11 protein-coding genes are annotated in these 12,931 nt (G+C 45.3%); 7 read left to right on the top strand and 4 right to left on the bottom strand.

What is annotated here, in order from left to right; genetic code table 11:
• The first annotated feature begins 49 nt into the window (after positions 1-49).
• The 5 genes from K429_RS0127620 (at position 50) to K429_RS0127595 (ending at position 4,043) form a co-directional block, all read left to right on the top strand.
• On the top strand, positions 50-601 hold the full coding sequence (locus K429_RS0127620; RefSeq protein ID WP_007209685.1) for an RNA polymerase sigma factor: 552 nt from the start codon (positions 50-52) through the stop codon (positions 599-601).
• Positions 588-1,700 carry an outer membrane beta-barrel protein gene (locus K429_RS0127615; protein ID WP_029328853.1) on the top strand — a complete coding sequence of 371 codons (1,113 nt, stop codon included), beginning with the start codon at positions 588-590 and terminating at the stop codon, positions 1,698-1,700. Before K429_RS0127620 ends, K429_RS0127615 begins: the two co-directional genes overlap by 14 nt.
• A gap of 18 nt (positions 1,701-1,718) precedes the next feature.
• Complete coding sequence (locus K429_RS0127610; protein WP_007209683.1) at positions 1,719-2,261, top strand: DUF4943 family protein; 543 nt, start codon at positions 1,719-1,721, stop codon at positions 2,259-2,261.
• Positions 2,262-2,273: 12 nt separating this feature from the next.
• The gene (locus K429_RS0127605) at positions 2,274-2,957 is read left to right on the top strand and encodes a DUF4858 domain-containing protein (RefSeq protein WP_029328852.1); all 684 of its coding nucleotides are present in this window, start codon (positions 2,274-2,276) and stop codon (positions 2,955-2,957) included.
• Between the two features lie 144 nt (positions 2,958-3,101).
• The gene (locus K429_RS0127595; RefSeq protein WP_007209681.1) at positions 3,102-4,043 is read left to right on the top strand and encodes a nitronate monooxygenase family protein; all 942 of its coding nucleotides are present in this window, start codon (positions 3,102-3,104) and stop codon (positions 4,041-4,043) included.
• A 226-nt stretch (positions 4,044-4,269) separates the two neighbouring features.
• On the opposite strand, the gene gadC is transcribed toward K429_RS0127595, so the two are convergent.
• Positions 4,270-5,859 (bottom strand): putative glutamine/gamma-aminobutyrate antiporter GadC, encoded by a 1,590-nt coding sequence (gene gadC / locus K429_RS0127590; RefSeq protein WP_007216359.1) that lies wholly within the window; start codon positions 5,857-5,859, stop codon positions 4,270-4,272.
• 190 nt (positions 5,860-6,049) lie between these two features.
• Between gadC and K429_RS0127585 the strand changes: the two genes are divergently transcribed.
• Positions 6,050-6,778, top strand: a complete 729-nt coding sequence (locus K429_RS0127585; protein ID WP_007209679.1) for a potassium channel family protein — start codon at positions 6,050-6,052, stop codon at positions 6,776-6,778.
• A 689-nt stretch (positions 6,779-7,467) separates the two neighbouring features.
• On the opposite strand, the gene glsA is transcribed toward K429_RS0127585, so the two are convergent.
• Both glsA and K429_RS0127575 read right to left on the bottom strand, forming a co-directional pair.
• Positions 7,468-8,433 (bottom strand): glutaminase A, encoded by a 966-nt coding sequence (glsA, locus tag K429_RS0127580; RefSeq protein WP_007209678.1) that lies wholly within the window; start codon positions 8,431-8,433, stop codon positions 7,468-7,470.
• Positions 8,434-8,499: 66 nt separating this feature from the next.
• Complete coding sequence (locus tag K429_RS0127575; RefSeq protein WP_007209677.1) at positions 8,500-9,942, bottom strand: glutamate decarboxylase; 1,443 nt, start codon at positions 9,940-9,942, stop codon at positions 8,500-8,502.
• Between the two features lie 327 nt (positions 9,943-10,269).
• On the opposite strand from K429_RS0127575, the gene K429_RS0127570 reads away from it, so the two are divergent.
• Positions 10,270-11,511: an MFS transporter gene (locus K429_RS0127570; protein ID WP_007209676.1), complete on the top strand. Its 1,242-nt coding sequence runs from the start codon at positions 10,270-10,272 to the stop codon at positions 11,509-11,511.
• 71 nt (positions 11,512-11,582) lie between these two features.
• On the opposite strand, the gene ald is transcribed toward K429_RS0127570, so the two are convergent.
• On the bottom strand, positions 11,583-12,689 hold the full coding sequence (gene ald, locus K429_RS0127565; RefSeq protein WP_029328851.1) for an alanine dehydrogenase: 1,107 nt from the start codon (positions 12,687-12,689) through the stop codon (positions 11,583-11,585).
• Between the last annotated feature and the right edge of the window lie 242 nt (positions 12,690-12,931).

The raw sequence follows: 12,931 nt of genomic DNA, 5'->3' as shown, positions 1-12,931 counted from the left end.
CTAACTAACAAACGACGCGAAGAGGCGTCCGTAAAAAATAGCACTGACATTGGAAAATGAAATAGAACTGATAGAGGGCTGCCGGGCAGGAAAGGATTCCGCACGTAAGGAATTGTATACCCTTTATTCCAAGCAGATGCTTGCGGTATGCTACCGCTATACGGGCGATGAAGATGCCGCGCATGACGTACTGCACGATGGGTTCATCAAAATCTTTACCCATTTCACTTTCCGGGGCGAATGTGCATTGGCAACGTGGGTGACAAGAGTAATGGTGACACAGGCAATAGATTATCTGCGAAAGCAGAAACGCATCACCCAACTGGTGGTGAACGAAGAACAATTGCCTGACATACCCGACGAAGCAAGTATAGCCGATAGCGGTAGCCGCCTCTCCGAACAGCAGTTGATGGCATTTGTGGCAGAATTACCCGATGGATGCCGAACCGTTTTCAACTTGTATGTGTTTGAAGAGAAATCACACAAGGAGATAGCGGAAATGCTTGGGATTAAGGTACATTCATCCACCTCGCAACTGCATCGCGCCAAGAATTTGTTAGCAAAAAGAATTAAAGAATATACAGAGTATGAAAGGAAATGATGAAATAACCGGTTTGTTCCGCAGTCGCCTCTCTGGGGCAGAGATGACGGTGCGGGATGGCTTTTGGGAGGAGCTGAAAGGCGACCTGTCAAGAGTTGAAACCGATGCAACCAATACTTCTGCAGCTACTAAACGTTCTGTCCTCACTCCACGCTTCTACCGGGTGGCTGCGGCGGCTTCTGTAGTATTAGTGCTTGGAGCTGCTTCCGCTGCATTCTGGTACTTCTCTCCGAAAGATGAGATTCAGGAAGCATTCACCAAGGTGGCTACACTGACACCGGAAGGTAACTTGAATGGAGATGTGGTGCAGGAAAAGTTCCCCTCTATTCATGAGACTAAACTTACAGCGCAAAATCCTGGTCATAAGAATCCTGTACCAGTATCATCCGGAGGCATACTTGCTGCGAATGGTGATGATGAAGAGACTGTATCAGTCACTGTCTCCATTACAATTTCCCAACGCGTATATGGCAATCACCACCAAGGTAACGGAATGTATGGTCAAACAGCTTCATCAAGGAATGAAAATAATCATCGTGTCACGGCTACTGATCCCGCTGTCACAAATTCAGAGCTTGGCTCAGATTCCGATAAGGCGCTCCCCATTACCAATGCGGGTGGTTGTGCTAAAAAATGGGCTTTCAAAGCAGGTATAGGTACAGCGTTGCCAAAGGGGGACTTCGGGATACCGTTCACCGCAGGGGTTTCTGCTGAGCGTCATTTGAACAAACATTTTTCTCTGGAGGCAGGTTTGCAATACAACCGTCTTGACGGAGACCATGCGATACACACACTGGCTGTTCCGGTAAAACTGAATGCGGTGCTGGCAAGCAATTCTAAAGTAGACTTTTACGCTACATTGGGTGGTGCTGCCGAGAAATGCATAGCCGGAGCTGAAGACAATGGTTTTGGAGCAGAGCCTATACAACTTTCCATTGCGGCAGGTCTGGGAGTCCGTTATAAGTTGAACGACCGGATTGCTCTGTTTGCAGAGCCTACGGTATCTCATCATTTTGATACGGATTCGCAAACAAAAACGCTGCGAACGGAACGTCCAACGAACCTTAATCTACTTTGCGGTGTTCGTATGACATATTAACCTTAATACAATGCAACAATGAAAGCAATTTCTAATATACGTGCCGTAATGGCCATTTTGATATTCTTCTTTTCTCTTTCTTTTGTATCATGTACGGAAGAAACGTTGGACTACAATAATCCTGACGTGGATTTATTCGTCAAGCAACTAAAAGCTGGAAAATACTCTGTCGAAAGTCCGGAAGGTCTGAACACTATTCCCCGGTTTACTGTTGATGACATAGGGGACTTGTTGAAGTATGCCGAAGATTTGACGGTAATTCCTTCTTTCCCATTGGCTCCGGTTTCTTATTCCGCAGGTGGCAAGCTTCGTTTAGGTGAGTGTATTTTGTGGACAGTAGAAACAATCCGTTTAGGGCAGAATGCTTCGATGGGGTGCAAAATGGTACATGTGGATGCAGAGAATTATGAAGGCATTTACTTCTTATCGGATGATGAAGTTCTGGATGCTTCCGCCCGTTATCGCCGCTGGTGGGAAAACCGCAAATACCCCCGTACGATGTGGACCATAGACCCTTGTTATGATGAACCGCTTTGTGGAAGCGGATATATGTGGTGGTAAGAAAATAAATAAATGAGAAAATATTGCACTATAATCGGACTGCTTTTAGTAGTAGTCCTTCCCGTTTGCGCTCAGAACTGGACACCTCAGGACTCTCTGCGATTGCGCCGTCTGCTGGATGGAGAAGGAGAGATTAAGCTGAATCCGGAAGTTCTGAAAGAGATGGGAGTACAGGAACCTCTGAGCAAACAGCAGATATCGATGGAGAAACAATGGCTGGATTTCAACACAACACTTCCCGAAATACCAAATACACCGAAGAAGAAAGTTGTTCTTACCTTGCGCCCGTATACTGCAACTACGAAGTACAATTGGGACCCGGTGTATCAGAAGAAGATTAAAATAGATAAGAACACGTGGCGAGGGGATCCTTTCTATGAACTTAAAATACTTCGCATTTATTCCGATTGGGCAAAGACGCCTTTCGAAAAGGGTGTCCGTAAAAGTATGGATGAAATAGAGGCAACCGGAATGCGCTACCGAATGACAGAACGGGCTAATAATATGGCTGTAGGTAGCTGGCAGGGTGCTAGTGGCGGTTTAGGATTTTCCGGTGATTTTATGGCACCTTTTACCAAAGAATTCTGGAACGTCAAGGGACGTAAGCGCCGTGCCCGTACGCTGGAAGTGTTACGTGCATATGGAGACTCGATAACGGTACGGGGTAAAGAACCTGTCAAGACGATTAAGAATTAAGGATTTGTATAATTTGAACATCCGGTGATATGTATGTTGTAAATTCGTATTTCCGGGTGTGTTTTTTATTACAATTCGCCTTTTCTTCCGAACCTTTCATCCTTTTTTCTTGTTTCTTCCTAATAATCCCTAAACGGAAAAACTATGAACAGAATTACTTCCCTTTTCGGAATTCGATATCCAATAATCCAAGGTGGTATGGTTTGGTGCAGTGGCTGGCGCTTGGCGTCGGCAGTAAGTAATGCGGGTGGACTGGGCTTGCTTGGGGCAGGTTCCATGCATCCTGAAACGTTACGTGAGCATATCCGTAAATGCCATGCTGCTACACATAATCCTTTTGGAGTCAATATTCCATTGATGTATCCGCAGATTGAAGAAATCATGCAGATAGTGGTAGAGGAAGGAGTCAATATAGTTTTCACTTCCGCCGGAAGCCCTGCCAAATGGACGGGATGGCTGAAAGAGCGGGGAGTGACAGTGGTGCATGTGGTCAGTTCTTCCCGCTTTGCGATGAAAGCCGAAGAGGCGGGTGTGGATGCTGTTGTTGCTGAGGGCTTCGAGGCCGGTGGGCATAACGGAAGGGAAGAAACTACCACTTTGTGCCTGATGCCTGCCGTGCGTGCTGCTACTACCTTACCATTGATTGCTGCTGGAGGAATTGCTACGGGTGAGGCTATGCTTGCTGCACGGGTGTTGGGAGCAGAAGGAGTACAAATAGGTACGCGTTTTGCATTGACTCAGGAAAGTTCAGCTCATGAATATTTCAAGGAATATTGTTTGCGTTTGCAGGAGGGGGATACCCGGTTATTGTTGAAGAAGCTTGCTCCGGTACGTTTGGTGCGGAATAATTTCCGTGACGCTGTAGAGGCAGCCGAAGCCGTGGGGGCTACACAAGATGAACTTCGTATTCTTCTGGCTCATGGACGTGCCAAGAAAGGGATTTTCTATGGAGATCTGGAAGAAGGAGAACTGGAGATTGGTCAGGCTTCTGCATTACTTTATGGTAAACAGATAGAGACGGTTGCTGAGGTGATGCAGGAACTGACAGAAGGGTATAGAAGAGCGTGGGATGCGCTAAAGGAATAAGAATTTAGCTATATGAGACGATGAAATTCGTCCCATGAGATGAAAAAATTTGTATCATGAGGCAAAAATAAATGTCTCGTGGGTCAAAAAGATTCATCTCATAGGACGAATTTTTTTGAATAGGGGGAATGAAATGGAGTCATTTCACTTTCTTACCGTCCAAAATAAAAAATGGGGCTGTACGTCAATCTGTACAGTCCCATTTTTATGTTTTCCGGTTGTATCCCTATGATTTAGGTGTGCCGGAATTATTTGTTGTACTAGTTGGATTTACGGTAGGATTTGCAGTTGGTGTTGCCGTAGCTGTGCTTGTTGTGCCTGCTGCTGTTGCAGTGGCTGTTGCTGCGTTTGCTGCAACTTTTGGTTGTTCTTCCCAATGGAAGGGTTCGAAGTTAGTATTCGGATCAACCCAAGTCGGTTTCTTGCAAGCGTAAATGATGAACGGAGCTGCCACAACAACGATGGCACCGATAATCAATACGGAGAACCAAACTGTATTGCTACCCGTTGAAATCTGGCTAGGCGGGATAAAGCTCAGGATGAATGCCAACAGAGAACCACAGAAACCGAGTCCGCCGATGAACCACATCAATCCATTACCACCCTTACCGATACGGAACGGACGGTTCAACTTCTTCATCTTGTAACGCAATACGATAGCTCCTGTAAACATCAACATATACATGATAAGGTAAAGAACTACTGTCAACTGTGACAGGATCTGATAGAAGCTCTGTACGGAAGGCATTACTACGAACAAGAGGCTCAATACTGTTACAGCACCACCTTGTACGAACAGGATGTTCTTCTGTACACCCAGTTTGTTTGTCTTCTGGAAGAACGGGGGCATGTAACCTGCCTTACCTACGGCAAAAATACCTTTGGACGGACCGGCAACCCAAGTCAATACACCTGCCAGCACACCGAATGCAAGAGCAATAGCGATGATCGGTGATAACCAGGAAGCATGGATGTACTTGAAGTAATTGTCGAAACCAACCAGCAAGCTTTGTGTCAGACTGATGTCTTTGGCCGGAATGATAACACCCAGTGCGAAAGTACCCAGTACGAAAATGATAACTGTGATAGCTGCACCGATAAATACTGCTTTCGGATAATTCTTGGAGGGGTTTTCTATATCCTTAACGTGGATACCGCCCATTTCCATACCGGCATAAAAGAGGAAGATACTTGCGGCGAGTACGACGTTGTCGAAGTTCGTCAGATCGGGGAAGAAGCTGCTGTGGAAGTCCAGATTGGAGTGTCCGCCTGTAGCCAGATAAATGATCCCCAGGATAATCAGTAAGGCTGCCGGGATAATGGTACCAACCATACCGCCGACTTTGGCTACCTTACCTACCCATCCCATACCTTTCAATGAGATGAAAGTGGCGAGCCAGTAGATGATGAGCACTACGGCGAGTGTGTAGTACTTGTTACTTGCCAACGACATATCGTGTGCGTCGTTCATTCCGATGAAGGCGATGGATACAGCACCGAATGTCAATACGGTAGGGTACCAGATAGTACTCTCAATCCATTGCACCCAGATGGCAAGGAAACCGAGCCGCTTACCGTAGGCTTCTCCTACCCAGCGGAACACACCACCTTGTTTGTCCTGGAACATCGCAGCCAATTCCGCAGCGACAAGTGACGTCGGTATAAGGAATACGATAGCTGCAAATAAATAGTAAAAGGCCGAACTCATTCCGTACACGGCCTCGGCAGGTAGTCCACGTAGGGATACTACTGCCGTTACATTCATGATTGCGAGGGTGAACACACCCAGCTTCACTGTTTGTTTAATATTTGCCATAAGTTAAGGTTTTAGGTGAAAAATATGTTTTAAAATCAGTCTCTATAACAACGACCCGGTGGAGTTGTTTTCAGGGATAAAGTGAAAGTTGGTAAATTAACACTTAAACAAATGTCTTGTGCAAGACGTTTTAGGGCAATCGGGCAGAAATCAATAATATATTAAATCAGAATAAATAATAGGTATTATTATGAAAATGGCTCTTTCAGAATTTGCATTACGAGAGAAGGGAATTTATGGTGTCTTACACATTGTGATTCTGTTACTTTCGTTATTTTTAGTGGTTAGTATTTCAGTAGATACATTCAAGGGTATTCCTTTCTATACTCAGACGGTATTTATGAAGGTTCAGTTTGCCGTGTGCATCCTGTTTTTGCTGGACTTTATTTTGGAGTGGTTTTTAGCAAAGCATAAAGGACGTTATTTTGCTACTCACTTCGTTTTTCTTCTGGTAGCCATCCCTTACCAGAGCATTATTTCCTGGGCCGGATGGACGTTTTCCGAGGAAATCACTTATTTATTGCGTTTTATTCCTTTAGTGCGCGGTGGTTATGCGTTGGCCATTGTGGTAGGTTGGTTGACGTATAATAAGGCATCCGGTCTGTTTGTTACTTACCTGACGACTTTGCTTGCTACGGTTTATTTCTCCAGTCTGGCTTTCTATGTTATGGAGCATGGGGTGAATACATTAGTTACAGGCTATGGGGATGCTTTGTGGTGGGCGTTTATGGATGTAACGACGGTTGGTTCCAATATTATTGCTGTGACGGTGACGGGGCGTGTACTGTCAGTTCTGCTAGCAGCATTGGGGATGATGATGTTTCCGATATTTACGGTGTATGTGACGAGTCTGGTGCAAAAGAGGAATCAGGAGAAACAAGAGTATTATAAGGAGTTGCAGGGAGGGGATATAAAGTAATGTTGTGTGTGTGTACTTTTTCTTTCGGCTTGTCCCGAAAGAAAAAGATACCAAAAAGAAAGGGACCCCGGCTACGTCTCCGGTGCTACTCCGACACTGTCATTCGCAGACGGGGTTCGAACTCGCTTCGCTCAGACAGATCGCCCCTTACCTGCGCCTGACAGTGCCTACGCTTACGCACCTGCGCCTATGCCGGAGGGCTGCGCGGTAGGGTGCTGCGCTATGGCGATAGTTATGTGCTGGAGGTGTTAATTTATATTGGTGCGGTAATGAGCTATATTCCCATTAGGACTGAACGTACTTCCCACTACGACTGAAGCCACTTCCCACTACGACTGAACTAGTGTTCCACTACGACTGATCTTAGTGGAACACCAAGTAGACTATCACACAAGAAGTTATATTCTTCAGTTCACTTCTATATAATGCATATCGGTATAGTAATAAGTTCTCACCACAGAGTAACACAGAGTTTCACAGAGTTTAATTGATTTGAAATCAAAAGAATAGAACTCCGTGAAACTCTGTGTTACTCTGTGGTGAATGAATTCATAACCGAAAAGAAATGAATTAATTTAGCTGATAGCTTCTATAGTTTACAAGCCGTATATTGAGTATATATAAGTACAGGCGCCGCCTATCCTCTCCGGACTGACGACGCCTTTTATTTATGAAAAAGAGAGATTGTCTTATTCTATAATAGTCACACGGTCACCATTGAACACGCCCAAACCTAATTTGTTCATGATATACTTGATGGCGAGTTGTGATTTAACAGAATTTCCTGCTTCGTCCAAAGGAGGTGCAAATGCAGCTGCGCCGAATACACCGGGCAGTACAGACATAACTCCACCACCTACACCACTCTTGGCAGGTATACCGGCAGTGTACATCCAGTCACCTGAATGTTCGTAGAAACCTACGGTAGAAATCATGGAAGTAATCTTCGGAGCTAATGAAGCTTCAAACACTTCTTTCTTGGTGACAGGGTTTACACCACTGTTAGCGATGGTTCCGGCAGCAATCGCCAGTTGTCCGGCAGTGATACCTAATGAGCATTGACGAGTGTACAGGTCGAGTGCCATATCCGGATTATCGTAGATACGGTTGTAGTTCTTCAGTAACCATGCAATAGAGCGGTTGTTGAAGTTCGTAGCCGTTTCCGACTTATACAGCTCATCAATCAATTGTGGAGCTGAACCGCACAAATCAGTAATATTCTGAACGATAGCTTCCCATTTCTTATCTGAATTGCCCACAGGCTCAACCATGGAACATGCTGAGATGGCACCTGCATTTACCAATGGGGTAGAAGGGTGATCATTCTCCAGCAAAATGGCGATGATTGAGTTGAAAGGTAGTCCTGTAGCATCTGCACCAATCATATCCAGCACCTTCTGTGCTCCGTATTGACGGAGGATGAGGATGGCTGTATGTACTTTGGAAACAGATTCTATACCGAAACGGTAGTCAGTGTCACCTATATTAATGGTTTGTCCGTTCATCAGACAGATGCTGATGCCGAACAGATTCTTGTCGATGTTGGCAAGGTAGGGGATGTAATCGGCATTTTTTCCCCCGGTGTTACCCTTCACCTGTTCATAGGCTTCCTGGGCAACCTCTTTTAGTTGAGAGATTGAAATCTTTTTATCCATACGTTTTCTTTTTAGAATTGACAAGGGGACGAGTTGGCTTGTCCCCTTGTTGATTGGTTCCCTTAATTATTTCGCTGCTTTGTGAGCTTTACAACCGTGATTAAACACTTTAGCTTCTACTGGCAAGTTCTTTTCCTGAGCCATGCGGGTAGGAGTAGGATAATCCAATTTTTCCAGTTCAGTGATGGCATTCTTGATGTCGCCCAGCAGCATGTCTGCCATGTCGCGGCTGAAGCCCTGGCGTACTACCACACGCATTACGACGTAGTCGTCCAGTTTAGAAGGTAGGGTATAAGCCGGTACCATCCAACCATGTTGCGACAGTTTATCCTGAAGATCGTACAACGTCCATTTAGCATTCTTGGCGTATTCCGGTTTCATGTACCAGATGAACAACGGGTTCACCACTTCTTCTGAATAGTTGACGAACGGTTCCATCTTAGCGATTTCATCATGGATATACTTCGCGATGGTCAGTGAGTTATACTGTACCTCTTTGTATCCCTGGAATCCTAAGCGAATGAATTGGTAGTACTGACCCAGGATTTGAGCAGCAGGACGGGAGAAGTTCAATCCCACCTGAGTAATGTTTGCACCCAGATAGTTTACGCTGAATGACATTTCTTCGGGCAGATATTCTTTACCTTTCCAGCAAACCCAACCCAGACCCGGATAAACGAGACCGAATTTATGTCCGCTGACACTGATAGAAAGAACCCACTTCAAACGGAAGTCCCATTTCGTTTCAGGATAGAGGAACGGCAGGATGAATCCACCACTGGCAGCATCTACATGGATAGGAATATCGTAACCGGTCTTGGCGTTGTAAGCATCGAGAGCTTTGTCCAGTGCTTCTACGTCATCGTTCAGTCCGGTCCATGTCACACCCTGAATAGGTACGATACAAATGGTGTTTTCATCACACATCTTTAAGGCTTCTTCCGGATCAAGAGTAGTCTTGTCAAGGGTCAAAGGTACTTCACGCATTTCAATCTGCCACAACTGTGCGAACTTTTCCCACACTACCTGGAAACCTGTTGAGATAACGAAATTAGGTTTATCGAAAGGTTTGCCTTGAGCCTGGCGTTTTTTACGCCAACGCAGCCAAGCTGCCACACCGCCCAACATACATGCTTCACTTGAACCAATGGCCAGCGCACCTGTTTTCCAAGTATCCTTTTCCGGAGAGTTCCACAGGTTTGCTACGATGTTGATACATTTTCCGTTCATCACGGCGATACGGGGATATTCCGTTTCGTCAATGTAGTTAATGTTGATCGCCTCGTTCATCAGCTTGGTGGCGTAATCGTCCATATAAGTGGTAACGAAAGTGGCCAGGTTCAGACGGGGTTGAGTTTGAGCGAAAGTTTCGTCTTTTACCATCTGATAAGCAATCTCGGGAGTAGTAGGTCCATCAGGGATCTTCTCTACCGGAGAGGGTTGCAACATTCTGTTTGATCCAAACACTTCTGTTTTGGCATCACCTTTTCTGAAATTTACATCTTCCATTTTACTAATATTTTAGTTTAGGTTTAGGCGGCGAGGATTTTCCCCGTCGAATTTCCCAGAACAACGGCGTTTGCAGAGGAAAGTTCCGACGTTTTACATCTTTTGGCGTTTATTAAAGGGAAGGTAAATGATAATTTAGGAGTGTAGCTATTGATATTCTGACTATCTCAATTCCCCTCCTCCTCCGAGGAGGAGAGTTTAAGATACTCCCGACTGGCATTCTCTCTCCGTTAAATGATTATTTATCCTTTCCTCCTTTTTTGAACTTTCTATAACCATAATTGTTTCTCTTGCACTATTTCAAACCCTATAAATATATATGTGTATATGAAAATCAATACCGGCCGGGGAACCATTCCTCTTATTACATTGATCGGCATCTGGTCTATTTCTGCATTGACCTCTTTGCCGGGATTGGCTGTTTCTCCTATTTTGGGGCAGCTTTCCACTACTTTTCCGGATGCTTCGGAACTGGATATTCAGATGCTTAGTTCTTTACCGTCGTTATTGATTATACCTTTTATTTTGTTGGCGGGCAAGTTGGCTGAGAAACGCGACTTTGTCCGTCTGTTACGCGCGGGGCTCTGGATGTTCGCCGCGAGCGGGGTGCTGTACCTGTTTTCCACAAAAATGTGGCAATTAATAGCTGTCAGCGCCCTGCTGGGAATTGGTGCGGGACTGATTATTCCGCTTTCTACCGGATTGATTTCCCGTTATTTCACGGGAACCTACCGGGTGAAGCAATTTGGATACAGTTCCGCCATTACAAATGTTACGCTGGTGGTGGCAACCGCTGTTACCGGCTATCTGGCAGAAGTGAACTGGCATCTGCCTTTCCTGGTCTATTTACTACCTTTGGTAGCCATCATACTCACCATCCATCTGAAAGACGAAAATGCGGATGGTGAAGCACAAGTCACTTCATCGGATAAATCTCCTGCCGATACTTCTTCATCGGCAGAAACGGCTGCTCCCGCTATCCCCGGCAAGTATGGTATTCATGTCCGTCATCTGCTGCAACTGATGCTTTTTTATGGGCTTACCACTTATATTGTATTGATCGTGACGTTCAACCTTCCGTTCCTGATGGAGGAACATCACTTTTCCAGTGGGAACTCGGGAATGATGATTTCCCTCTTCTTCCTTGCTATCATGGCACCCGGTTTCTTTCTGGGGCATGTTGTAAAGTATCTGAAGGAAAAGACGAAGTTTTACAGCCTGCTGTGTATTGCACTGGGGTTGGCACTGATATGGATTTCTCCCAAAGAATGGCTGATCATACCGGGCTGCATACTGGTAGGATTGGGCTATGGTGTTATCCAACCGTTGATCTATGATAAAACGGTGGATACGGCTGTTCCCCAGAAAACCACGCTGGCACTGGCTTTTGTGATGGCAATGAACTACTTGGCTGTGCTGCTTTGTCCGTTTATCGTAGATTTCTTCCAATCATTGTTTCATGTACGTTCGCAGGAGTTCCCATTTATCTTTAACCTTTGCATTACGATACTTGCATTGATATGGGCGTATAGGAGGAAGACGGATTTTCTGTTCAGGGATAAACTGTGATTGATCATTTATACAAAGAAAAGGAGTTCCATAAAAACGGAACTCCTTTTCTTTGTATTTATAGCTACTTGTTATAGTTCTATCGGTTCATATTCCAGTCCGAATACATCCGCTACAGCTTTATAAGTAACTTTACCTTCCACTACGTTCAGTCCCAGTGCCAGAGCGGGATCGTCTTTACATGCTTTTTGCCAGCCTTTGTCTGCCAATGCTACGGTATAAGGTAGTGTGGAGTTCGTCAGTGCCATAGTTGAAGTGAATGGTACTGCTCCCGGAATATTGGCTACCGCATAGTGCACGATGTCATCCACTACATACGTCGGTTCGCTGTGGGTGGTAGGATGAGAGGTTTCAAAGCATCCGCCCTGATCTATGGCAACATCTACGAGAACGGTTCCCGGTTTCATCATCTTCAGCATATCTTTGGTAATCAGATGTGGCGCTTTATCTCCCGGAATCAGTACGGAACCAATCACGAGGTCTATGTTGGGCAATTCCATCCTGATGTTATGCATAGAAGAATAGAGAGTTTTTACATTTTTTGGTAACACTTCACTGAGGTAGCGCAGGCGCGTCAGATTAATATCGGTGATTAATACTTCCGCACCCATTCCGGCGGCCATCTGTGCAGCATTGGTTCCTACTACACCACCACCCAGAATTAATACACGTGCAGGACGGACACCGGGTACGCCACCCAGTAATTTCCCTTTTCCGCCTTGCGGCTTTTCCAGGAAACGGGCACCTTCCTGTGTAGCCATGCGTCCGGCCACTTCACTCATGGGGGTGAGCAATGGGAGGGAGTGGTCTTCTTTCTCTACGGTTTCGTAAGCGATGCAGATACCACCGCTTTCTATCATGGCTTCGGTAAGTATTTTATCGGCGGCAAAGTGGAAATAGGTAAATACCACTTGACCCTTTTTAATCAGTTTGTACTCGGGGGCGATAGGTTCTTTCACCTTCACAATCATTTCAGCTGCGGCATACGTAGCTTCGATGGTTGGCAGCATTTTCGCACCCACTGCAATGTACTCTTCATCAGGAAAACCGCTGTTTGCACCGGCAGATGCCTGTACATACACTGTATGACCTCTTTTCACCAACTCGGCTACTCCGGCAGGGGTCATTCCTACACGGTTCTCGTTGTTTTTGATTTCCTTAGGTACTCCGATAATCATAACCTTGCAATTTTAATTGGGGGTTAAACATGTCGCAATGTAGCGATTTCCGTGTTTCGGTGTACTTCGGGAATAGGTGTTTTACAACAGTATTTTTATACAGGTTTTAATCTGGAATAATCGAATGCCCCCTGAGTTTCAATATTTTGCTCAGGAGGTAATTCTTGTATGAATATGAAATGATTAGTGCCCATACCAGTCGTATTTTTTCTCCTTGGTACTTGCTTTATCCTGTTTTTGCA

The organism is Bacteroides sp. 14(A) (genome assembly GCF_000526555.1).
In the GTDB taxonomy this organism is placed as follows: Bacteria; Bacteroidota; Bacteroidia; order Bacteroidales; family Bacteroidaceae; genus Bacteroides; species Bacteroides cellulosilyticus.
Note: the sequence above shows the minus strand (reverse complement) of the source record. Positions and strands in the feature narration are given on the sequence as shown.